Raw genomic sequence first — 22,978 nt, 5'->3', positions numbered from 1 at the left:
CGAGCGTGGCGAATCGGGGCGCGAGCGCGGCGGCGATGCGCGCGCGCCAGGCCGGGTCCGGATCGATCACCAGCGCCACCGGCCGCGCCGGCGGCAGCACGGCCGCGGCGTCGCCGGTCGGCAGGTCGACATGGAATTCGGCGCCGTGGCCCGGCGTCGAGACCAGCCCGACCGTGCCGTGCATGCGCTCGACCAGCACCTGGGTGATGTGCAGGCCGAGCCCGGTGCCGGTGCCCACCCGCCGGTCGCGTTCGTCGGCCTGCGAGAACTTCTCGAAGATGCGGGCGCGGAAGGCTTCCGGGATGCCGCCGCCGTGGTCGCGCACGGCGATTCGCGCGCGCGTGCCGTCGGTGGCGCCGCGGATCTCCACGGCGCTGCCGGCCGGCGAATTCTTGATCGCGTTCGACAGCAGGTTCGCCATCACCTGCAGGAAGCGGTCCGGGTCGACCCAGACCTCGCAGCCGAACGGCGCGCCCACCCGCGTGAGCGTGACGCCGACGCGGCGCGCGTAGTCGAGGTTGGCGGCGAGCGCCTCGTCCACCAGCGTGTCGAGCGCGCAGGCGCGGCGCTGCAGCGTCATGCGATCGGCCTCGAGCTTGGCCACGTCGAGCACGTCGTCGATCAGGCGGCCGAGCCGTTCGCCGTTGCGGCGCGCGATGTCGACCAGCTTCTGCGCGGGCGCCGGCAGCTCGCCCGCCGCGCCGCCGGCGAGCAGGTCGACCGCGCCCTTCACCGAGGTCAGCGGCGTGCGCAGCTCGTGGCTGACGGTGCTGAGGAAATCGTCCTTGAGGCGGTCGAGCCGGCGTTGCTCGGTCAGGTCGCGGATCACCAGCGAGACGCGCGGCCGCGCGCTGGTGCGCCAGCGGCTGATGCGGATGTCGGCCGGGAAGGTGTCGCCCGCGGGGCCGCGCACCAGCGCCTGGCAGGCGGCGGGCGGCGTGTCGGCGCGCAGCCGCTCGGCCAGCTCGGCGGGCAGCAGCGCGTCGAGCGGCGCGCCCTGGTCGGGCAGCGCGTCCAGTCCGAGCAGGGCGTAGCCGGCCGCGTTCGCGTCGCAGATGCGCAGGCCGTCCTCGATGGTCAGCACGGCGTCGCCGACATGGTCGAACAGCTCGCGATTGTGCGCGGCGAGATTCGCCACGCGCGCCTGCAGTTCGAGCACGTGGCCGATGTTGCGGATCTTCGCTGCCAGCAGCGCGCCGTCGACGGGCTTCACCAGGTAGTCGTCGGCGCCTTCCTCGACCGCGCGCACGAAGTGTTCGGCGCCATGCAGCGACGACATCACCACGATCGGCAGCCAGGCGCGCTCGCGCATCGCGCGCAGGCGGCGGGTGGCCTCGAAGCCGTCCATGTCGGGCATCAGCAGGTCGAGCAGGACCAGGTCGACGTCGGTGGTCTCGACGATGCGCAGCGCGGCCGCGCCGCTGTCGGCCTCGAGCACGTGATGGCCGGAGGCGCGCACCTGCGAGGCGGTTTCCGCGCGGCTCGCGCCGATATCGTCGACGACGAGCACGCGCAGCGGATTGTCGGGGGCGGGAAGCGTGATCGGATCGGTCATCGTGACGGCGGGCGCCGGCGCGCGGCGCACCGCGATGCTGTGGGAGCGGATCGATTATGCCACCGCGCGATGACGGGCGCGGCGCGGTCGACCGGGAGGTTTCGGAAATCGATCAGGAATTCTGACGATGATCGTTTCGATGAATGCTTGAGCGTTCGGAATCTTGATGATCAGTAATGCGAATGAACAGGCTTGGAGCGGAGCAGGAAATGAAACTCGGCGGAGCGCATCGGACGCGATTGCCGCGCTTCATGCCGAATTCGGAATGGTGCATATAAAGGAATGGGAATTCGGGTAAATACGATGTCAGCCAATTTGTAATGCAATGGAAATTGCCGCACTGCAGTGCAGTCCAAATTGGTGCATCGCACGATTATCGTGCATATCTATTTCTCAAAAACAGATTTGTAATCTGCTTTACAAATAGATTAACGAGATTCGCGGGAAGCCTTGTCGGAAGGGGCTCACCAAGGAATTGGAATAAACCCTCCAAATTTAGTGTGGGGTCATCAAATAAAGTTTGACGAGCGTTTTTTTTCTGCGATATCTTCTGCACCCAAGTCATGTCGCAAACCGGCGGCGAATCGCTGGACGGTCGATCACCGCCAGCCTGAGCGCCGCGCAGAAGCACCGAACGATGCCGCGATGGCGTCGATTCCGGCGCGCGACGGGCGACACAACACAGAGGTTCTGGCTTTTTGATCATTCGGGCAGCAGGGACCGGCGCTATCGATTTGGAATCCAAACGATATTGCGCGGGATCCGCTCCCCGGTTACGAGACGTCGGTTGCACCCGATCCGGGTGCAACCGGTTACCGGGCGCATCCCGTCCGGGGGGATTGATTTGACAATGAAGATTGAAGAGGGCCTCGCCGCGTCGAACAGCGGGCTGGCGCAACTCGGCCGTCCCCGCCAGTACGACGCCTCGCGCAAGCAGCCGGTCCGGCGCTACGCGGGAATCGCCATCGTGCTGCTGCTGCACGTCGTGCTGATCTACGCGCTGCTCAACGGCCTTGCCACCAAGGTCGTGCAGGTCATCCAGCACCCGATCGAAACCCGCATCATCGAGCCGGTCAAGCCGCCGCCTCCGCCGCCGATGCCGGTCGTCAAGCTGCCGCCGCCGAAATTCGCTCCGCCGCCGCCGCCGTTCGTGCCGCCCCCCGAGGTGCCGGTGCAGGCGCCGGTGCAGACGCCGATCGTCCACCAGGCCGCACCCGTGGTGTCCGCGCCCGTCACGGCGCCGCCGCCGGTGGCCGCGCCCGCGCCCAAGCCCGTCAGCCATGAAGTCGGCGTGGTGTGCCCGAACTCGGACCAGATCCGCGGCTCGATCCGCTATCCGCAGGCCGCGCAGGAAAACAACATCACCGGCGACGTGCTGATCGAATTCACGGTCGACGCGGACGGCAAGATCACCAACGAGCGGGTCGCGCAGTCGGCCGATTCCGATCTCGATCGCGCCGCCTTCAACGCGGTCAAGCAGTTCAAGTGCGTCGGGCAGGGGCAGCCGGTGCGCGTGCAGGTTCCCTTCTCGTTCAACCTGAACTGAGTTCATCAATCTGAAGCGGTGCCGGCGGGGCCGGCACCGGGCGGCGAAGCACGTGACGTGTTCGTCAGTACAACGAATCGACAGGAGTTGGGTATGGCCAAGCGTTCGATCGCCGCGCTCGCGGCAAGCATGATGATTTCCGCCACCGGGCTGCTTGCCCCCGTCGCCTTGCTGGCGCCGCAGGCTGCCTATGCGCAGTCGAGCGATGCCGCGGCCAGCTCGGCGCCGGCGGCCGCCCAGACGGCACCCGCCACCGAGGCCGCGCCGGCCGACGCGGTGCCGCCGCCGGCACCGGCCGCCACCGAGGCGGTCAGCAACCCCTACGGGCTCGGCGCGCTCTGGAAGGGCGGCGATTTCGTGGCGCGCTTCGTGCTGGTGCTGCTGGTCATCATGTCGATGGGCAGCTGGTACATCATGATCACCAAGTTCCTCGAGCAGCTGCGCGCCAACCGCCGCGCCAAGCACGCCGACGAACAGCTGTGGACCGCGCCGACCCTGGCCGAGGGCGTCAAGCTGCTCGACGAGGCTTCGCCGTTCCGCTTCCTGACCGAAACCGCCATCGAGGCGGGCGAGCATCACCAGGAGGCGCTGCTCGAGGCGGTCGACCGCAACACCTGGATCGACGCCTCGGTCGAGCGCGGCATCACCAATGTCTCGAACCGCATGCAGGACGGCCTGGCCTTCCTGGCCACGGTCGGTTCGACCGCTCCGTTCGTCGGCCTGTTCGGCACGGTGTGGGGGATCTACCACGCGCTGACGGCGATCGGCATCGCCGGCCAGGCCTCGATCGACAAGGTCGCCGGCCCGGTGGGCGAGGCGCTGATCATGACCGCGATCGGCCTGGCGGTGGCGGTGCCGGCGGTGCTCGGCTACAACTTCCTGGTTCGTCGCAACAAGTCGGTGATGGAGCGCGTGCGCAACTTCGGCGCCCAGCTGCACACCGTGGTGCTGGCAGGCGGCGGCAAGCGCGCGGTGCGCGCGCCGGCCGCCTCGCTCGGCCGCTGAGCGGAGATTCGCCATGGCCATGAGTGTCGGGCAGGAGGAAGGCGACGACGAGGTGATCGCCAATATCAACACCACGCCGCTGGTGGACGTGATGCTGGTGCTGCTGATCATCTTCCTGATCACGATCCCGGTGGTCACGCACACGATCCCGCTGCAGCTGCCCAAGGAAACCGTGCAGCCGCTGCAGACCAAGCCCAAGAGCATCGAGATCGCCGTGAACCGCGAAGGGCAGTATTTCTGGGGCGAGAAGCTGGTCGACAGCCCGACCCTGCTCGCCAAGCTGAAGGATGTATCGCAGATGAACCCGCAGCCCGACGTGCACGTGCGCGGCGACCAGGACACCCGCTACGAATTCATCGGGCGCCTGATCACCGATTGCGAACGGGCGGGGATCGCGAAAGTGTCCTTCATTACCGAGCCGCCGGCTCGCGGCTAGGAGCAGACGATGGGAATGAACGTTTCGCGCGGTGGCGGCGAGCCGGAAGTGATGGTGGACATCAACACCACGCCGCTGATCGACGTGATGCTGGTGCTGCTGATCATGCTGATCATCACCATCCCGATCCAGATGCACTCGGTGAAGATGGACCTGCCGGTCGGCAATCCGCCGCCGCCGGCCACGCCGCCGGAAGTGGTGCAGATCGACATCGACTTCGACGGCACCACCACCTGGAACGGCACCCTGGTGCCGAACCGCGCCGCGCTCGAGCAGAAGCTCTCGCAGGCCGCGGCCGAGCCGGTGCAGCCGGAGATCCATCTGCGGCCGAACAAGCTGGTGCCGTATCGCGACGTGGCGGGCGTGCTGGCCGCCGCGCAGCGCGTGGGCGCCACCAAGATCGGCCTGATCGGCAACGAACAGTACATGCAGTAACGAACCGGGTACCTCGATGATCGACCAACGGATGAAGCGCGCCGCGCTCGCGGCCGCGCTGGGGGTTCTTTTTGCCTGCGCATCGGGCATCTCGCACGCGGCCGACTCGCTGCGCCCCGAGATCGCCAAGCCGCTCGCGGCCGCGCAGGACCTCTATCGCGCCCACAAGTATCGCGACGCGCTCGGCAAGATCGCGCAGGCGCAGGCCGTGCCGAACAAGACGCCCTACGAGGCCGTGACGGTCGACGAGATGCGCGGCGCGGCCGCCATCGCCGCCGGCGACACCGGCACCGCACAGCAGGCCTACGAGGCGGTGCTGGCCTCGGGCCACGCGGGCGCGGCCGACGAGCAGCGCACCGCCGCCACGCTGGCGGGCCTCTATTTCCAGCAGAAGAACTATGCCGCGGCGATCCGCACCGCGCAGCGCTACCAGAAGGCAGGCGGCAACGATCCGGACATGCGCACCCTGTTGCTGCAGTCCTACTACCTCTCGAACGACTGCAAGCAGGTGGTGGCCACCCTCAAGCCGGCGGTGGACGCCGACACGCGCGCCGGGCGCGTCACCGACGAAGGCTCGCTGCAGATGCTGGCCACCTGCGCGCAGCACGCCAACGACAGCGCGACCTATCTCTCGGCGCTGGAATCGCTGGCCATCCACCACCCGAACCCGGCCTACCAGACTCAACTGTTCAACGCGATCCGCACGCGGCCGGGCTACCTGTCGTCGCTGGACCTCGACATCTACCGGCTGCGCCGTGCCACCAACAGCCTGGCGAGCGTCGACGACTACATGGAGATGACCCAGCTCGCGATCGTGGTCGGCTCGACCGCCGAAGGCAAGCAGGTGATCGACCAGGGCTTCGCCTCCGGCGTGCTGGGCCACGACGCCCAGGCCGACCGCGAGAAGCGCCTGCAGGCGCTGGCCGTCAAGCGACTGACCGCGCCGCCCGACCCCGACAATCCCGTCAACCCGGTCGACGCCGGCCTGAACCTGGTGTTCGCCGGCAAGGGCGCCGAGGGCATCGCGCAGATCCGCCAGGCGATCGCCAAGGGCGGCCTGGCGCATCCGGATCTCGCGCAGCTGCGGCTCGGCGAGGCGTATTACGTGGCGGGCGACAAGGCCCATGCGGTGCAGGCGTTCCGGGCCGTCAACGGGAACGACGGGACGGCCGAGCTGGCGCGGCTGTGGACCCTCGTCGTGGCGAAATGAACAGCGATCTAACATGGTTCCGATCCTCGATGAATCGATGTCCGCGTCGGCGGCGATCGGCGGCCGGATCCGCGCGCTGCGGCAGCGGCTGAAGCTGACGCTGGACGAGGTGGCGGTGATGGCGGGCATCTCCAAGCCGTTCCTCTCGCAGGTCGAGCGCGGCCGCGCGACGCCCTCGCTGCAATCGCTGGTCGGCATCGCCCGCGCGCTCGGCGTGAGCATGCAGTACTTCGTCGAGGCGCCCACCGAGGCCAAGTCGGTCCGGCGCGCCGAGACGCTGCAGTTCTTCAGCTTCACGGATTCGGCCAATTCGTTCGCGCGGCTGACCAACCAGATGGACAGCCGCCAGCTCGACGCGGTGCTGGTGAAGATGCCGGTGGACCATGCCCAGTCCGCCGTGGCGTCGAATACGGGCGAGCAGTTCCTGTACGTGATACGCGGCGAGATCGCGCTGACCCTCGACGGTCGCACCTTCACGCTGAAGCAGGGAGACACCGCGCACTACGAGGCCAACGTCACGCATGCATGGCGCAACGTGGCGGCCGAGGAGTCGTGGATGGTCTGGGTCGGGACGCCGAGATTGTTCTGACCCGAACTGGCGGCGAGCAGGCGGCCGGCAGGGGGAAGCGGTAGGCAGCACATACAACAGCGGGCCCGTGCCACGGCTCGCGAACAGGCAGGCGGCACCGCGGAGGGCGCGGGGTCGCGACGACCCGGTCGATCGAACCGGTCGCGAAGCAGGCAGCTGTCGCTCAGGCAGTATCGTTCGCAGGACTAACAAATTGTAAGGATGCCGTCACGGATGCATCCGCTGCGGGCGACGCGGTAACACGCACTACATAGCAGGGAACCGGCAATAAAACAGGGTTTGGCAATCGGTGCCGAAACGCGTGCCGCGTCGGCGGCGAACGGAATTCATGAGATTCCGCGCGCGACGGGTGGGGTCTATTTGTTCAGCGAGAGGGGCAAGATGAAACAGAGAGTGTTGGCGATGGCCGTCAGGCAGATCGTCTGGGCGGAAATCGCATTGGCGGCGACGCTGGCAGTGCCGGCGTTCGCGCAGAGCCAGCCGGCGGCGGGGCCGGTTGCAGTGGCGGATGCCCTGGCATCCGGTCCGGCCATCAAGGTGGCGCAGGCGGATACGCCGTCCAGCGTGGGGGCCGCCACGGCCGACGCGCCGGCGGGTGCCTCGGGTACCGCCGCCACGGCGGCCGCGCCCGCGGGTGGCAACAAGGTGCAGCAGATCAAGCGCTTCGAGGTGACGGGTTCGCTGATCCGCAGCTCGGACAAGGTCGGCTTCAACCAGGTGCAGACCATCACGCCGAAGGAAATCACCAGCAGCGGCGCGACCACGGTGGCGGACTTCCTGCGCAATACCACCGCCAACTCGGCGAACAGCTGGGGCGAAGGCCAGAGCAGCAGCTTCGCGGCCGGCGCGGCCGGCATCGCGCTGCGCGGCCTGCCCGAGAAGTACACGCTGGTGCTGGTCGACGGCCAGCGCGTCGCGCCGTTCGCGTTCTTCTCGAACGCCGACGACTCCTTCTTCGACCTCAACACCCTGCCGCTCAACGCGATCGAGCGGATCGAAATCGTCAAGACCGGCGCCGTGTCGCAATACGGCTCGGACGCGATCGGCGGCGTGGTCAACATCATCACCAAGCACGACTTCCGCGGCGTGCAGCTCGACGGCAGCCTGGGCTCGGCGATCAATTCCGGCAACGGCGACGGCACCACCAAGTTCGGCATCCTGGCCGGCTTCGGCGACCTGAACGCCGACCGCTTCAACATCACGGCGGCGGCCAGCTACTACAAGTCCAACGGCTTCACGCTGGCGGACCGCGATTCGACCCGCAACCAGGACTTCACCGGCTTCCCCGGCGGCCTGTCGGTGCTGGCGCCCTCGTACTGGAACCTGCCGGGCGGCAACGCGCAGGCGCTCGCCGGCTGCCCGCCGGGCAGCGTCGTGCGGCCGGCCGGCACCAACTCGCTGGCGGCCACCAACGGCCTGGGCGGCACGGTCTGCGCGGCCAACACCGCCGAGAGCATGTCGATCCTGCCGATGACGGAGCGCCTGAACGCGAAGCTGCATGGCGACTTCAAGGTGGACGACAAGACCACCGCGTTCGGCGACTTCATGATCAGCAGCATCTCGTCGACCTCGAACCAGGGCACCCACACCGTCGGCAACCCGCAAGGTCCGGCGCTGGTCTGGAACCCGGTCACGCAGCAGCTCTCGCCGTTCAACACCATCGTCCCGACCAGCAACCCGTTCAACACCACGGGCGCGCCGTCGCAACTGACCTACTCGTTCCCGGAAGCGGTCGCGGAGAAGACCACCTCGACGTTCTGGCGGGCATCGACCGGCATCAAGGGCTCGTTCGGCCTGCCGATCGGCGGTGACTGGGATTGGGCGACCTCGCTGAGCCATTCGCAGAGCACGGTGTCCAACTCGTTCTCGAACGAGCTGAACGTCAATGCGCTGAACAACATCTACCAGAACGGCGCGCTCAATTTCGCGAACCCGGGTTCGACGCCGAACGGGCTCAACGGCCTGTTCCAGGACGCCAGCACCTTCGGGATCTCGAAGCTCGACACGATCGACGCGACGCTGTCCACGCCGACGCTGTTCCACCTGCCCACCGGCGATGTCGGCCTGGGTCTCGGCGCGCAGTTCACGCACCAGAGCGAATTCCTCGCGCCGGGCTCGGAATTCGCCGACGGCCTGGTGACTTCGCCGAACCTGCAGACGGTGAACGGCCAGCGCAACGTCGCGGCGGTCTATTACCAGTTGAACGTGCCGATCCTGAAGAACCTGACCTTCAGCCAGTCGGGCCGTTACGACCACTACTCGGACGTCGGCGGCGCGTTCTCGCCGCGCTTCGCCCTGCGCTACCAGCCGGCGCAGCAGCTGACCTTGTACACGTCGTATAGCCGCGGCTTCCGTGCCCCGACCTTCGTCGAGGACAGCGCCTCGCGCACCATCGGCAGCCAGGTCGATTCGGCAAGCGGCCAGAACTACACGTCGATCACGGTGGGCAATCCGAACATCGCGCCGGAGCACACCCGCAACCTGAACATCGGCTTCCAGCTCTCGCCGAGCCGCTACACCGATTTCAGCCTCGACTGGTACAAGATCCGCGTCGACAACGTGATCGGCCAGGGTACGCCGACGCAGATCGTCAACGATCCGAACACCGGCGCGCTGCTCTACAAGATCACGCCGTACACCAACCTGGGCTACCTCGACACCAACGGCTTCGAGTCGACCTTCCGCCAGGCGCTGCCGCTCAAGAGCTTCGGCACGCTGACGCTGTCGGGCGACTGGGCCTACGTGAAGAGCTTCAAGATCGGCCAGCCGGGCGCGGCCCCGGTGGACGGCGCGGGCAACAACTTCACGCTGACCCAGCCGTTCGGCGGCAGCTTCCCGCGCTGGCGCGGCAACACCACGCTGGACTGGAGCTACCACCGCTGGGATGCGGCGCTCACCTGGCTGTTCACCGGCCCGTACGCGCAGAACCTGATTCCGGCCCCGGCGCCGGCGAAGGTCGGCTCGTACAGCCAGTTCAACCTGATGGTGACCTACACCGGCTTCAAGAACTGGACCATCTACGGCGGTATCGACAACATCTTCAACCGCACGCCGCCGTATGACCCGATCTTCGCGAACGGTACGCTGAGCCAGACCGGTTACGACCAGTCGATCTACACGTACATCGGCCGCTTCGCCCAGATCGGCGCGACCTACAAGTTCTGAGGTCCGGCCTGACGGCCCGGGCCGGCGGCGGGCCGCCGCCTTCCGGTTGATGCCGGAGGCGGCGGCCGCGCGGTGGCCGCCAGCCCGGTTTCCCCTCTCCACCGTTGTTCGCGCCGGCCCGCGTCCGGCGCCTTCCACCAGCAGGATGACGATGAACCTTGTCACGTGGCGTCGGCCGCGCGGCGCCGGCCGGCGTCTTGCCGGCCGTCTCGCGCAGGCCCTCGCGTTCGCATGCGCCGCGTCGGCCGCCTGTCTCGCGCTGCCGTCCGTCGCGCTCGCCGTGCCGGCCATCGCGCAATACGATTCGCCGAAATACCCGCCCGACTTCACGCACTTCGACTACGCGGACCCGAACGCGCCGACCGACGGCACGCTCAACTTCGACAACTACGACGAAGCGCAGAGCTACGACTCGCTCAATCCCTTCCTGGTGCGCGGCTCGCCCGCACCGGACATGAAGAACCTGATGTTCGACACGCTGATGCAGCGCAGCTGGGACGAACTCGCCTCCGAGTACCCGCTGATCGCCGACGACGTGCAGATCGCGCCCGACGGCCTGTCGGCGAGCTTCCACATCAATCCGGCCGCGCGTTTTTCCAACGGCGACCCGATCACCGCCGCCGACGTCAAGTATTCCTACGACACGCTGGCGAGCCCCCAGGCCTCGCCGCTGTTCAACGCGCAGTTCGAGATCATCAAGCGCGCCGAGGTGGTGGACGCGCACACGGTGCGTTTCGACTTCAAGCGCGCCGAGCGCTCGGCGTCGCTGATCGCGGGCGACCTGCCGGTGTTCTCGCCGAAGTGGGGCATGCGCGCCGACGGCACGCGCCCGCCCTTCGACCAGATCGTCGACGTGCCGCCGATCGGCAGCGGCGCCTACCGGATCGTCGCGCGCAAGAACGACCGCTCGATCGTCTACGAGCGCGATCCGCACTACTGGGCCGCCAACCTGCCCTCGCGACGCGGCATGTACCGCTTCCGCCAGGTGACGTTCAAGCTCTACCTCGACCAGTACACCATGCTGGAGGCCTTCAAGGCCGGCGATATCGACGCGCGCATGGAATACAGCTCGACCCAGTGGGCGCGCCGCTACATCGGCAAGAACTTCGACAACGGGCTGCTCAAGAAGGGCGAGTTCCCGGACGGCCCGGCGCAGATGCAGGGCTTCCTGTTGAACCTGCGCAAGCCGATGTTCCAGGACGTGCGGGTGCGCCATGCGCTGGCGCTCGCCTTCGACTACGACTGGATGAACCGGATGATGTTCTACGGCCAGTACCGCCGTACCAACAGCTTCTGGGCCGCCAGCCCGTTCGCCGCGAGCGGCATGCCGAGCCAGAAGGAGCTGGCCCTGTTGGAGCCGTTCCGCAAGGACCTGCCGCCCGAGGTGTTCGGCCCGATGGTCCAGCAGCCGAACACGATCCCGCCGAACTCGCTGCGCGACAACCTCAAGGAGGCGCGCGCGCTGCTCGAGCAGGCCGGCTGGCACTACCGGGACGGCGCGCTGCGCGACGCCAACGGCAACCCGATGACGATCGAGATCATCGACGACCAGCCCGGCATGGACCGGCTGATCCTGCCGTATTCGCAGGCGCTCTCGCTGCTGGGCATCCACGCCTGGCTGCACGAGCTCGACAGCGCGGTGTACCAGAAGCGGCTCGACAACTTCGAGTACGACATGACGACCTACATCTACGCGCCGGTGACCATCCCGGGCGCCGAGCTGACCCGCCGCTTCGGCAGCGCGGCCGCCTCGCAGGTCGGCTCGGAGAACTACCCGGGCGTCAAGTCGAAGGCGGTCGACGCGCTGATCCGCGCGGCGCTGGCCGCCAATACGCTGGACGACCTGGAGACGGCCACCCACGCGCTCGATCGCGTGCTGATCAACCTCTACATCCTGGTGCCGCAGTACTACCTGCCGAACGCGCGTATCGGCTACAAGGTCACGCTGGGCCATCCCAAGACGGTTCCGCTGTCCTACCTGTACGAGGACTGGATCATCGACTACTGGTATCGCAAGGCACCGGCAGCCGGCAACACGACCCCCGCCGCGGCCGCGGCGGGCGGCAAGGAGTAAACCGATGCTCGCCTATATCCTGAGACGCCTGCTGCTGATGATCCCGACCATCATCGGCGTGGTGACGATCACCTTCGTGGTCACCCAGTTCGTGCCGGGCGGCCCGGTCGAGCAGGTGCTCACGCAACTGCGCCACGGCAGCACGCGCGGCGGCGAGGCCGGCGGCGGGGGTGGCGGCTATCACGGCAGCCAGGGCGTCGACCCGCAGCAGATCGAGCAGATCAAGAAGCAGTTCGGCTTCGACAAGCCGCCGCTCACGCGCTATTTCCTGATGCTGCGCAGCTACGCCAGCTTCGATCTCGGCCAGTCCTACTTCGCGCATCGCAGCGTGTGGGCGGTGATCCGCTCCAAGCTGCCGGTGTCGATCACGCTCGGCCTCTGGACCGTGCTGCTCACCTACCTGATCTCGGTGCCGCTGGGCATCGCCAAGGCGGTGCGCAACGGCTCGCGCTTCGACGCCGTGACCTCGGTGATGGTGCTGGCCGGCTACGCGATCCCCGGCTTCGTGCTGGGCGTGCTGCTGCTGATGCTGTTCGGCGGCGGCACCTTCTGGCAACTGTTCCCGATGCGCGGCATCACCTCGGACAACTTCGACGAGCTGAGCGCGATCGGCAAGCTGCTCGATTATCTGTGGCACATCGTGCTGCCCGTCACGGCGGCCGTGATCGGCAACTTCGCGATCGTCACGATCCTGACCAAGAACACCTTCCTGGAGGAAATCGGCCGGCAATACGTGCTGACCGCCCGCGCCAAGGGCGCGCCCGAGCGCGACGTGCTGTGGAAGCACGTGCTGCGCAACGCCGCGATCCCGCTCGTCACGGGCCTGCCCGCCGCCTTCGTGGGCGCCTTCCTGAACGGCAACCTGCTGATCGAGACGCTGTTCTCGCTCGACGGCATGGGCCAGCTTTCCTACGACTCGGTGATCCGCCGCGATTACCCGGTCGTGCTCGGCTCGCTGTTCCTGTTCACGCTGATCGGCCTCGTCACCAAACTCATCGCTGATGTCTGCTATGTCCTCGTCGACCCCCGCATCCAATTCTCCCGCCTGGACCACTGATCCGACGGCCGGCCTGCAGGCGTCGCCGTCGCCGTGGCGGCGCACCTGGCTGCGCTTCCGGCGCCAGCCGCTCGGCTACTGGAGCTTCGTGATCTTCACGGCGCTGTTCGTGATCAGCCTGTTCGCCGACGTGCTCTCGAACGACCGGCCGCTGGTGGTGCGCTACGACGGGCACTACTACTTCCCGATCGTGAAGGAATACCCCGAGACGCTGTTCGGCGGCGATTTCCCCGCCAAGACCAACTATCTCGATCCGTACATCCAGAAGCGCCTCGAGGGCAACGGCAATTTCGTGATCTATCCGCCCAGCCGCTACCGCTACGACACGATCGACTACTTCGCGAAGAACCCGTATCCGGCCAAGCCCTCGTCGAGCAACTGGCTGGGCACCGACCAGTTCGGCCGCGACGTGCTCGCGCGCCTGCTGTACGGCTTCCGGCTCTCGGTGCTGATGGCCTTCGCGCTGACCATCTCGGGCGTGGTGGTGGGGGTCTTCACGGGCGCGGTGCAGGGCTTCTACGGCGGGCGCACCGACCTGATCGGCCAGCGCCTGATCGAGATCTGGAGCTCGATGCCCGACCTCTACCTGCTGATCATCTTCGCCTCGATCTTCAACCCCTCGCTGTGGCTGCTGTTCATCCTGCTCTCGATGTTCGGCTGGCTGGTGCTGTCCGACTACGTGCGCGCCGAGTTCCTGCGCAACCGCGCGCTCGACTACGTGAAGGCCGCGCGCACCATGGGCCTGACCAATGCGCAGATCATCTGGCGCCACGTGCTGCCCAACAGCCTGACGCCGGTGATCACCTTCCTGCCGTTCCGCATGAGCGCGGCGATCCTCTCGCTGACCAGCCTGGACTTCCTCGGCCTGGGCGTGCCGCCGCCCACGCCGAGCCTGGGCGAGCTGCTGCAGGAGGGCAAGAACAACCTCGACGCCTGGTGGATCTCGATCTCGGCCTTCGCGGCCCTGGTGGTCACCCTGCTGCTGCTGACCTTCATGGGCGACGCGCTGCGCAACGCGCTCGACACGCGTGCCCGCGGCTCGGCCTTCGGCGGGGGCAAGTGAGATGACGCCAATCCAGTCCAGGCAGTCCAATCCGTCCCAGGAAAGGCCGCTGCTGAGCATCGAGGATTTTTCCGCCAGCTTCGGCGGCCGCGCCGCGGTGCAGACGCTGTCGCTGTCGATCGCGCGCGGCGAACGCGTCGCGCTGGTCGGCGAATCGGGTTCGGGCAAGAGCGTGACCGCGCTGTCCATCCTGCGCCTGGTGCGCGACGCCGAGCTGTCTGGGCGCATGCTGTTCGACGGCGAGGACCTGCTGGCCAAGAGCGAGCAGCAGATGCGCGGGATCCGCGGCGCCGACATCGCGATGGTGTTCCAGGAGCCGATGACGGCGCTCAACCCGCTCTACACGGTCGGCAAGCAGATCGCCGAGAGCCTGCGGCTGCACGAGGGCCTGCGGCCCGGCGCGGCGCGCGAGCGCGGCATCGAACTGCTGCGCCGCACCGGGATTCCCGAGCCGGAGCGGCGCATCGACAGCTTCCCGCACCAGCTTTCGGGCGGCCAGCGCCAGCGCGCCATGATCGCCATGGCGCTGGCCTGCCGGCCACGCCTGCTGCTGGCCGACGAGCCCACCACCGCGCTCGACGTGACGGTGCGCCAGCAGATCGTCGATTTGCTGATCGAGCTGCAGGAGCAGGAGGCGGCCACGCGCGGCATGGCGGTGCTGCTGATCACCCACGACCTGAACCTGGTGCGCCGCTTCGCGCAGCGCGTGGCGGTGATGGAGAAGGGCGTGCTGGTCGAGACCAACGAGACCGCCGCGCTGTTCGCCAACCCGCAACACCCCTATACGCAGCGGCTGCTCGACAGCGAGCCGGTGCGCGAGGTCGAGCCGGTGCCGGCCGACGCGCGGCCGATCCTCGAGGTGCGCGATGTGGCGGTCGACTACCGCACCGCCGCCAAGGGGCTGCGCTCGCTGTTCGGCAAGACCCGCTTTCGCGCCGTGCACGAGGTGGCGCTGACGCTGCGCCGCGGCGAGACGATCGGCATCGTCGGCGAATCGGGCTCCGGCAAGTCGACCCTGGCGGCCACCGTGCTCGGCTTGCAGCAGCTGGCGGCCGGCGCCATCGAGATCGACGGGCTGCCGCTCGCCCAGGTGCGCGGCTCGCGCGGCAAGCGCGAACTCTACGGCCGCATGCAAGTGGTGTTCCAGGACCCGTTCGGCTCGCTGTCGCCGCGCATGACGGTCGAGCAGATCGTCGGCGAGGGGCTGGCCCTGCACCGGCCGGACATGACGGCGAGCGCAAGGCGTGGCAGAATTGCCGCGCTGCTCGACGAGGTCGGCCTGCCGGCCGAGGCGATGCTACGGTATCCGCATGAATTCTCCGGCGGGCAGCGGCAGCGGATCGCGATCGCCCGTGCCCTGGCGGTCGAACCCGAGTTGCTGGTGCTCGACGAGCCGACCAGCGCGCTCGATGTATCGATCCAGAAGCAGGTACTGAAGCTGTTGACGAATCTGCAGAAGAAGTACCGGTTGAGCTATCTGTTCATCACCCACGACCTGGCCGTGATGCGCGCGATGGCGCACCGGGTGATCGTGATGAAGGCGGGACGCGTGGTGGAATCGGGCGATGCGCTCGACGTGCTGAACGCGCCCTCGCACGCTTATACACAAGCGCTGCTCGCGTCGTCGATGCTCTCGACGGCCGCGGCGGCCGAAGAGAGAGCCAATGATTGACGAACGCTGGGCCGAGGCCGCCCGCGGCCTGCGCGGCGATGCCGATTTCTGGTCGCTGCGCATCGTCGACGAGCGGACCGACGAGCACGAGGTCCGCAACGACGTCGCCCAACCGCTCAAGCGCACGCTGGATCGCGGCGCGATGCTGACCGCCTGGTGCGGCGCCGGGGCCGGCTACGCGGCCACCCCGGACCTGTCGCCGGCAGGCCTGCAGGCCGCGCTCGACGCTGCGATCGCACGCGCGAAGGCCGCGGCGCGCTGGTCCCTGATCGACCATCGCGACGTGGCGCGGCCGGCCCGCGGCGGCAGCTTCGTCTCGCCCGGCGTGGGCGCGGCGCTGCCCACGCGCGCCGACTGGCTGGCGCGGCTCGCCCACGAATGCGCGGCCGCCGCGATCGACCCCCGCATCGTCGAGCGCACCGCCAGCGTGATGCTGATCGAGACCGACCAGCTCTACCTGACCAGCGACGGCATCCGCATCGACCAGCGCTTCGCCTTCGTCACCCCCGAACTGACCGCCGTCGCGCATGCCGACGGCGAGACCGAGACGCGTTCGCTCGGCGGCGGACGCGGGATGCTTTCGCAGGGCGGCCTGGCGGTGTTCGAGGCCAGCGGCTTCGCTGGCGCCGGCGCGCGCGTGGCCGACGAGGCGCTGCAGCTGCTGGCCGCGCCGAACTGCCCGTCCGGGCCGCGCGACCTGCTGCTGATGCCCGACCAGATGATGCTGCAGATCCACGAATCGATCGGCCATCCGCTCGAGCTCGACCGGATCCTCGGCGACGAGCGCAACTTCGCGGGCTGGAGCTTCGTCAAGCCCGAGATGTTCGGCAGCTACCAATACGGCTCGGCCCTGCTCAACGTCAGCTTCGACCCGGAACTGCCCGGCGAGGCCGCCTCCTACGCCTACGACGACGACGGCACGCCCGCCGCCAAGGCCTACCTGATCCGCCAGGGCATCCTCGAGCGCCCGCTGGGCGGCGCGCTCTCGGCGCAGCGCGCCGGGCTGCCCGGCGTCGCGAACAGCCGCGCCTCGAACTGGAACCGCGCGCCGATCGACCGGATGGCGAACCTCAACATCGAGCCCGGCGACGCCTCGCTCGAGCAACTGATCGCCGGCACCGAGCGCGGCATCCTGATGCGCACCAATACCTCCTGGTCGATCGACGATCACCGCAACAAATTCCAGTTCGGCTGCGAGTTCGGCCAGCTGATCGAGAACGGCCGGCTCACCCAGGTGGTGCGCAAGCCGAACTATCGCGGGATCTCGGCGAACTTCTGGCGCAGCCTGCGCGCCGTGGGCGATGCCAGCACCTTCCGCGTGCACGGCACGCCGTATTGCGGCAAGGGCGAGCCGGCCCAGGTGATCCGCGTCGGCCATGCCTCGCCGGCTTGCGTGTTCGCCGACGTCGACGTGTTCGGAGGCGCATGATGACCGGATTCGCCACCGCTTCCACGTCCGCCACCATCGACTGGCGGACGCATTTCGACCGGCTCGCCGACGAGGCCGACGCGCTGCGCGCGCCCGGCGAGACCATCCTGCTGTGGTTCGCCGCCGAGCATTCCGATTTCGTGCGCTTCAACACGGGCCGCATCCGCCAGACCGGCCGCGTGCTGCAGGGCAAGCTGAGCCTGCGGCTGGTGCAGGGCGCCCGCCAGGCTTCGGTCGAGCAGACCGCCAGCGGCGACTGGGCGAGCGACCGCGCCGCGCTGGCCGACTCGCTGGCCGCGCTGCGCGAGGCCCTGCGCGATGCGCCCGACGATCCGCACCTGCTGTTCGATACCAGCAGCTGGACGCGCACCACGCGACGCAGCGGCCGCGTGCCCGACGCCGATGCGCTGGCCGCCCGCGTGGCCGAGGCCGCGCAAGGGCTCGACTTCGTCGGCGCCCATGCCGGCGGCACGATCGCGCGCGGTTTCGCCTCGTCGACGGGCAGCCGCGGCTGGCACGAGGTCGAGAACTTCAATTTCAGCTGGTCGCTGTATGACAAGAGCGGGCGCGCCATCAAGTCGGTCTATGCCGGCGACGACTGGCGCGACGAGGTGTTCGCCGCCAAGGTCGAGGAAGCGGCCGCGCGCCTGCCGGTGCTGGCGCGCACGCCCAAGGCGCTCGCGCCAGGCCGCTACCGCACCTGGTTCGAACCGTCGGCGGTCGAGGAGATGGTCGGGCTGGCCGGCTGGTCGGGCTTCTCGGCCCGCGCGCAACGCAGCGCGCGCGGCGCGCTGCAGCGGCTCTACGAGGGCGAGGTCGCGCTCGATCCGCGCGTCTCGATCACCGAGGACTTCTCGCTCGGCCTGGCGCCGGCCTTCAGCGCCGACGGCTACCTGCGCGAGAGCGTGCCGCTGGTGGCGGCCGGGCGCGGCGTCGGCCAACTGGTCGACGCGCGTACCGCGCGCGAATACGGGCTGGTGCCGAACGGCGCCTCGTCCGCCGAGGTGCCCGAGTCGCTGTCGATCGCCGGCGGCGACCTGGCCGATGCCGAGGTGCTCGCCGCGCTCGGCACCGGCTTGTATGTCGGCAACCTCTGGTATCTCAACTTCTCGGATCGCAGCCACTGCCGGATGACCGGCATGACGCGCTTCGCCACCTTCTGGGTGGAGGATGGCGAGATCGTCGCGCCGGTCGAGGCGATGCGCTTCGACGACAGCTTCTACAGCCTGTTCGGCGGCGAGCTGGAGCGCCTCGGCGCCCAGCCGCAGACGCTGCTCAACAACAGCACCTGGGGCGAACGCGCCACCGGCGGCCTCAGCGTGCCGGGCATGCTGGTGCGCAGCTTCGCGCTGACACTGTGACGTTCGTCGCGATCGAGCCCGCCATGACGACCGTGCGCGCCCTGCAAGCCGAGGATGCCGAGGCGCTGCACGCGCTGCTGTCGCGGCCGGGCGTGGCCACCTGGCGCCTGGAGGCGCCGCATCGCACGCTGGAATGGCGGCGCGACTGGCTCGGCAAGCTGGTGGCGCAGCGGCACGGGTTCGGCGCCTGGGCCGACGGCGCGCTGGTCGGCTTCGGCGAACTGGCACCGCAGCGGCTGCGTCGCAATCACGTGGGCATTCTCGACCTTTCGGTGCACGACGCGCTGCCCGGCGACGCGGTCGGCCGCGCGCTGGTCGAGGCGATGCTGAACTTCGCCGATCGCTGGCTCGGCCTGCGCCGGCTCGAGATCGACCTGCATGCCGACCACGCCGCCGCGCTCGCGCTGTTTGGCCATTACGGCTTCGAGACCGAAGGCTTCCGGCGCGGCGCCGCCTTGCGCGAGGGCATGCTGGTCGACCTGCGGATGATGGCGCGGCTGGTGGATGCCTTGCCGGTGGCCGCGCCCTTCAATCCGGCGGGGCAGCCATGAGCGGATCGAATCCCGTCACGTCGGCCGCCGCGCCGGAATCGACCGTGCCGGCAAGCCCGGCCGACACCGTGATCCTGCGCCCCTACGAACCGGCCGACGCGGCCGCCGTCGCGACGATCCACCAGCAGCCGGTCTCGCTGCGCTACACGCTGGCCATGCCCTGCCGCCCGGCGGAGGTGGTCGGCAACTGGCACGCGCCGCTGGTGAGCGGCGCCGGCCAGGGTTTCGCGCTGTGCGCGGTGATCGACGGCCGCGTGGTCGGCCATCTCGCGCTGTTCGTGCATCCGCCGCCGCGCTCGCACGGCGCCAGCTTCGGCATCGCCGTGCACGACGCCTACGCGGGCCGCGGCATCGGCGCCCGGCTGATGCAGGCGATGCTCGACACCGCCGATCGCGAGCTCGGCCTGCGCCGCATCGAGCTGAACGTGTTCGCCGACAACACGCGCGCGATCGCGCTCTACGAGCGTTTCGGCTTCGTCACCGAGGCGTTCTTCCGTGCCCATGCGATCCGCGACGGCGAGCTGGCCGACGGGCTGCTGATGGCGCGCCTGGTGGCGGCACCGGCGCTCGCGCCGCCGGGCGGCTGAGGGGAGGTCGATGCCGTCGTTCTTCATCGATCGTCCCGTGTTCGCCTGGATCGTCGCGCTGGCGATCGTGGTGGCCGGGCTGCTGGCGATCCCGCAGCTGCCGGTCGCGCAGTACCCGCGCCTGGCGCCGCCGCGCGTGGTGGTATCGGCCATCTATCCCGGCGCGGCGCCGGAAACCGTCGACGAGGACGTGGCCAGCATCATCGAGGAGAGCCTCGACGGCATCGACAATCTCCAGTTCTACGAAACCAACAGCGACAACCACGGCAACCTCGAGATCGACGTCACCTTCGCGCCGGGCACCAATCCCGACATCGCCGTGGTCGACGTGCAGAACCGCCTCAAGCAGGTCGAGCCGCGGCTGCCGCAGCAGGTGGTGCAGCAGGGCATCAGCGTGTTCAAGGCGGCCAACACCTTCCTGATGCTGGTCACGCTGGCCTCGAAGGACGGCCAGCAGGATTCCACCTCGCTGGGCGACTTCCTCACCCGCAACCTGCTGCGCGAGATCAAGCGCGTGCCCGGCGTCGGCTCGGCCCAGCTGTGGGACGCGGACGTGGCGCTGCGGATCTGGCTCGACCCCGACAAGCTGCGCGAGTTCGGGCTCGGCGCCGACGACGTGATCACCGCGGTGGGCGCGCAGAACGTGGCGGTGACGGCCGGCGCGATCGGCGATGCGCCCTTCGAGCCCGGCCAGCAGATGACCGCCTCGGTGATCGTGAAGGGGCAACTGGCCTCGCCGGCCGAGTTCGGCCGGATCGTGCTGAAGGCCAAGCCCGACGGCTCGGCGGTGCGCCTGGCCGATGTCGCGCGCATCGAGATCGGCCGCGACGACTATTCCTACTGGTCGCGCCTGAACGGCAAGCCGGCCGCGGCGGTCGGCGTGCAGCTCGGACCGCGCGGCAATGCGCTGGACACCTCGAACGCGATCCGCGAGCGGATCGGCGAGCTGTCGCGGCGCCTGCCGGCCGGCGCGCAGATCCGCGTGCCCTTCGACGGCGCCCACTTCGTGCAGATCGCCATCGACGAGGTGGTGCTGACCCTCGTCGAGGCGGTGGTGCTGGTGTTCCTGGTGATGTGGGTGTTCCTGCGCGGGCTGCGCTACACGCTGGTGCCCACCGTGGTGATCCCGGTCACGCTGATGGGCGCCTTCGTGGCGATGTGGATCTTCGGCTTGTCGATCAACGTGTTCACCATGTTCGGCCTGGTGCTGGCGATCGGCATCCTGGTCGACGACGCGATCGTGGTGGTGGAGAGCGTGCACCGCATCATGGAGGACGAGGGGCTGTCGCCGCGCGAGGCCACGCGCCGCGCCATGAAGCGCATCAGCGGCGCGATCGTCGGCGTGACCGCGGTGCTGACCGCCGTGTTCGTGCCGATGGCCTTCTTCCCCGGCGGCGTGGGCGGCATCTACCGGCAGTTCTCGATCGCGATGATCGCCTCGATGGGCGTGTCCTCCTTCGTCGCGCTGTCGCTCACGCCGGCGCTGTGCGCGAGCCTGCTCAAGCCGATCGGGCAGGGGCAGGCGCAGCGGCAGGGCGCCGCCGCGGCGCGAGGGCGGCGCGTGCCGGCGCTCGCCACGCGCGCGGCCAATGCGTTCGCGCGCCTGTTCGACCGGCTCGGCGAGCGCTATCGCCGGGTGGTGGCCTTCACCATCGACCGGCCGCGCCCGATGCTGCTGCTGTACGCGGCCCTGGTGGCGCTGTGCGCGCTGATGGCCTGGGCCATCCCGGGCGGCTTCCTGCCTTCCGAGGATCGCGGGCAACTGCAGGTGATGATCCAGCTGCCTGCCGGCGCCACCCAGTCGCGCACGCTGGCGGTGGTCGAGCGTGTCGAGGCGGTGCTGGCGCGCGAGCACGCGGTGGCCAACGTGACCAGCGTGATCGGCTGGAGCTTCACCGGCAGCGGCCAGAACATCGCGATGGGCTTCGTCGAGCTGGCCGACTGGGCGCATCGCGACGTGGACGCGATGGCGCTGCGCGACCGACTCAACGGCGAGTTCTCGAAGATCATCGAGGCCGACATCGACGTCTCGCTGCCGCCCTCGGTGCCGGGCCTGGGCCACGGCGACGGCTTCACCTTCCGGCTGGAGGATCGCGGCGGCGTGGGGCTCGACGCGCTGAAGGCGGCGCGCAAGCAACTGGTGGAGGCGGCGCGCGCCGATCCGCGGCTCGCCTCGATCCGCACCGAGGACCAGCCCGACGGCCCGCGCGTCGAGCTCGACATCGACCGCGCCAAGGCCTATGCGCTGGGGGTGCCCTTCGAGCGGCTGTCCAGCCTGCTGGGCGGCACCTTCGGCTCGAACTACGTCAACGATTTCCCGGCCAATGGCCGGATGCGCCGGGTGATCGTCGAGGCCGACTCGAGCGCGCGGATGTCCGACGATGCGCTGATGTCGCTGATGGTGCCCAATACGACGGGCCAGATGGTGCCGCTCTCGGCGATCGCCTCGCGGCGCTGGAGCCTGGGCCCGGTCTCGCTGTCGCGCTTCAACGGCTATCCCTCGCTCGACGTGAGCGGGCGCTCGGCGCCGGGCGTGAGCTCGGGCGCGGCGATGGCCGAAATGGAGCGGCTGGCCGCGGCGCTGCCGAGCGGGATCGGCTACGACTGGGTGGACGCGGCGCGCGAGGAGCGCATCGCCGCGCGGCAGACGCCGCTCTTGATCGGCCTGTCGGTGCTGGCCGTGTTCATGGTGCTGGCCGCGCTCTACGAGAGCTGGACCGTGCCGTTCGCGGTGCTGACCATCCTGCCGCTGGGCGCGGCCGGCGCGCTGGCCGCGGCGCTCGCGCGCGGGCTGCCCAACGACGTCTATTTCAAGGTCGGGCTGATCACCGTGATCGGGCTGGCCGCCAAGAACGCGATCCTGATCGTGCAGTTCGCGCGCGATGCCTACCGGCACGGCGCCAGCCTGCGCGAGGCGGTGCTCGACGCGGCGGCGCTGCGCTTCCGGCCGATCGTGATGACCTCGATGGCCTTCCTGCTCGGCGTGGTGCCGCTGGTGATCGCCACCGGCGCGGGCGCCGAGAGCCGCCGCTCGATCGGCACCGGCGCGTTCGGCGGGGTGCTGGCGGCGACGCTGTTCGGGCTGGTGTTCGCGCCGCTCGCGTACCGGCTGGTGGCCGTGCTCGGCAGCGAGCGGCGGCGCGCGGGCGGAGCGGCCGAGGGCGCCGCGGATCGGGAAGAGGGCGTCTCGGGCGATGCCGCCGAGCGGCGCGGGAATCGGGAAGGAAATCGGGAAGCGGCGCA

At 69.1% G+C, this 22,978-nt stretch carries 17 protein-coding genes; 16 read left to right on the top strand and 1 reads right to left on the bottom strand.

Annotated elements, in window-relative coordinates:
* Positions 1-1,555: ATP-binding protein (locus tag F3J10_RS25455; RefSeq protein WP_167243284.1), on the bottom strand; the 1,555-nt coding region annotated here is incomplete at its 3' end.
* A gap of 850 nt (positions 1,556-2,405) precedes the next feature.
* Here F3J10_RS25455 and F3J10_RS25450 point away from each other — a divergent pair.
* The 16 genes from F3J10_RS25450 to F3J10_RS25375 form a co-directional block, all read left to right on the top strand.
* The gene (locus F3J10_RS25450; protein ID WP_025100483.1) at positions 2,406-3,101 is read left to right on the top strand and encodes an energy transducer TonB; all 696 of its coding nucleotides are present in this window, start codon (positions 2,406-2,408) and stop codon (positions 3,099-3,101) included.
* A gap of 93 nt (positions 3,102-3,194) precedes the next feature.
* On the top strand, positions 3,195-4,106 hold the full coding sequence (locus tag F3J10_RS25445; protein ID WP_025100482.1) for a MotA/TolQ/ExbB proton channel family protein: 912 nt from the start codon (positions 3,195-3,197) through the stop codon (positions 4,104-4,106).
* 13 nt (positions 4,107-4,119) lie between these two features.
* The gene (locus F3J10_RS25440) at positions 4,120-4,542 is read left to right on the top strand and encodes a biopolymer transporter ExbD (RefSeq protein WP_025100481.1); all 423 of its coding nucleotides are present in this window, start codon (positions 4,120-4,122) and stop codon (positions 4,540-4,542) included.
* Between the two features lie 9 nt (positions 4,543-4,551).
* Positions 4,552-4,977, top strand: a complete 426-nt coding sequence (locus tag F3J10_RS25435; protein WP_013691704.1) for a biopolymer transporter ExbD — start codon at positions 4,552-4,554, stop codon at positions 4,975-4,977.
* Positions 4,978-4,993: 16 nt separating this feature from the next.
* The gene (locus F3J10_RS25430) at positions 4,994-6,187 is read left to right on the top strand and encodes a tetratricopeptide repeat protein (protein ID WP_025100480.1); all 1,194 of its coding nucleotides are present in this window, start codon (positions 4,994-4,996) and stop codon (positions 6,185-6,187) included.
* Positions 6,188-6,200: 13 nt separating this feature from the next.
* On the top strand, positions 6,201-6,776 hold the full coding sequence (locus tag F3J10_RS25425; protein WP_025100479.1) for an XRE family transcriptional regulator: 576 nt from the start codon (positions 6,201-6,203) through the stop codon (positions 6,774-6,776).
* A 381-nt stretch (positions 6,777-7,157) separates the two neighbouring features.
* Positions 7,158-9,941 carry a TonB-dependent receptor gene (locus F3J10_RS25420; protein ID WP_025100478.1) on the top strand — a complete coding sequence of 928 codons (2,784 nt, stop codon included), beginning with the start codon at positions 7,158-7,160 and terminating at the stop codon, positions 9,939-9,941.
* 151 nt (positions 9,942-10,092) lie between these two features.
* Positions 10,093-12,015 carry an extracellular solute-binding protein gene (locus F3J10_RS25415; protein WP_167243283.1) on the top strand — a complete coding sequence of 641 codons (1,923 nt, stop codon included), beginning with the start codon at positions 10,093-10,095 and terminating at the stop codon, positions 12,013-12,015.
* A gap of 4 nt (positions 12,016-12,019) precedes the next feature.
* Complete coding sequence (locus F3J10_RS25410) at positions 12,020-13,072, top strand: ABC transporter permease subunit (protein WP_025100476.1); 1,053 nt, start codon at positions 12,020-12,022, stop codon at positions 13,070-13,072.
* The gene (locus tag F3J10_RS25405) at positions 13,026-14,135 is read left to right on the top strand and encodes an ABC transporter permease (RefSeq protein WP_025100475.1); all 1,110 of its coding nucleotides are present in this window, start codon (positions 13,026-13,028) and stop codon (positions 14,133-14,135) included. The genes F3J10_RS25410 and F3J10_RS25405 overlap by 47 nt, the downstream gene beginning before the upstream one ends.
* A 1-nt stretch (position 14,136) precedes the next feature.
* Positions 14,137-15,807 carry a dipeptide ABC transporter ATP-binding protein gene (locus F3J10_RS25400; RefSeq protein WP_167243282.1) on the top strand — a complete coding sequence of 557 codons (1,671 nt, stop codon included), beginning with the start codon at positions 14,137-14,139 and terminating at the stop codon, positions 15,805-15,807.
* Positions 15,800-17,236, top strand: coding sequence for a TldD/PmbA family protein (locus tag F3J10_RS25395; protein ID WP_025100473.1), 1,437 nt, complete (start codon positions 15,800-15,802; stop codon positions 17,234-17,236). Before F3J10_RS25400 ends, F3J10_RS25395 begins: the two co-directional genes overlap by 8 nt.
* Positions 17,236-18,597, top strand: coding sequence for a metallopeptidase TldD-related protein (locus tag F3J10_RS25390; protein WP_025100472.1), 1,362 nt, complete (start codon positions 17,236-17,238; stop codon positions 18,595-18,597). Before F3J10_RS25395 ends, F3J10_RS25390 begins: the two co-directional genes overlap by 1 nt.
* A gap of 23 nt (positions 18,598-18,620) precedes the next feature.
* Positions 18,621-19,148 (top strand): GNAT family N-acetyltransferase, encoded by a 528-nt coding sequence (locus F3J10_RS25385; RefSeq protein ID WP_029951064.1) that lies wholly within the window; start codon positions 18,621-18,623, stop codon positions 19,146-19,148.
* Positions 19,145-19,735, top strand: a complete 591-nt coding sequence (locus F3J10_RS25380; protein WP_167243281.1) for a GNAT family N-acetyltransferase — start codon at positions 19,145-19,147, stop codon at positions 19,733-19,735. The genes F3J10_RS25385 and F3J10_RS25380 overlap by 4 nt, the downstream gene beginning before the upstream one ends.
* Positions 19,736-19,745: 10 nt before the next feature.
* On the top strand, positions 19,746-22,978 hold a 3,233-nt coding region (locus F3J10_RS25375), incomplete at its 3' end, for a multidrug efflux RND transporter permease subunit (RefSeq protein WP_167243280.1).

It is taken from the genome of Burkholderia sp. Cy-637 (genome assembly GCF_011753175.1).
Classification (GTDB): Bacteria; Pseudomonadota; Gammaproteobacteria; order Burkholderiales; family Burkholderiaceae; genus Burkholderia; species Burkholderia gladioli.
This window is presented reverse-complemented; position numbering and strand designations above follow the sequence as displayed.

Bases quoted from the DNA above. Each gene is read 5' to 3' on its own strand.
- F3J10_RS25405 (WP_025100475.1), top strand. From the start codon at position 13,026: ATGTCCTCGTCGACCCCCGCATCCAATTCTCCCGCCTGGACCACTGAT.
- F3J10_RS25385 (WP_029951064.1), top strand. From the start codon at position 18,621: ATGACGACCGTGCGCGCCCTGCAAGCCGAGGATGCCGAGGCGCTGCAC.
- F3J10_RS25430 (WP_025100480.1), top strand. From the start codon at position 4,994: ATGATCGACCAACGGATGAAGCGCGCCGCGCTCGCGGCCGCGCTGGGG.
- F3J10_RS25415 (WP_167243283.1), top strand. From the start codon at position 10,093: ATGAACCTTGTCACGTGGCGTCGGCCGCGCGGCGCCGGCCGGCGTCTT.
- F3J10_RS25450 (WP_025100483.1), top strand. From the start codon at position 2,406: ATGAAGATTGAAGAGGGCCTCGCCGCGTCGAACAGCGGGCTGGCGCAA.
- F3J10_RS25425 (WP_025100479.1), top strand. From the start codon at position 6,201: ATGGTTCCGATCCTCGATGAATCGATGTCCGCGTCGGCGGCGATCGGC.
- F3J10_RS25410 (WP_025100476.1), top strand. From the start codon at position 12,020: ATGCTCGCCTATATCCTGAGACGCCTGCTGCTGATGATCCCGACCATC.
- F3J10_RS25435 (WP_013691704.1), top strand. From the start codon at position 4,552: ATGGGAATGAACGTTTCGCGCGGTGGCGGCGAGCCGGAAGTGATGGTG.
- F3J10_RS25395 (WP_025100473.1), top strand. From the start codon at position 15,800: ATGATTGACGAACGCTGGGCCGAGGCCGCCCGCGGCCTGCGCGGCGAT.
- F3J10_RS25390 (WP_025100472.1), top strand. From the start codon at position 17,236: ATGACCGGATTCGCCACCGCTTCCACGTCCGCCACCATCGACTGGCGG.
- F3J10_RS25380 (WP_167243281.1), top strand. From the start codon at position 19,145: ATGAGCGGATCGAATCCCGTCACGTCGGCCGCCGCGCCGGAATCGACC.
- F3J10_RS25445 (WP_025100482.1), top strand. From the start codon at position 3,195: ATGGCCAAGCGTTCGATCGCCGCGCTCGCGGCAAGCATGATGATTTCC.
- F3J10_RS25420 (WP_025100478.1), top strand. From the start codon at position 7,158: ATGAAACAGAGAGTGTTGGCGATGGCCGTCAGGCAGATCGTCTGGGCG.
- F3J10_RS25440 (WP_025100481.1), top strand. From the start codon at position 4,120: ATGGCCATGAGTGTCGGGCAGGAGGAAGGCGACGACGAGGTGATCGCC.
- F3J10_RS25400 (WP_167243282.1), top strand. From the start codon at position 14,137: ATGACGCCAATCCAGTCCAGGCAGTCCAATCCGTCCCAGGAAAGGCCG.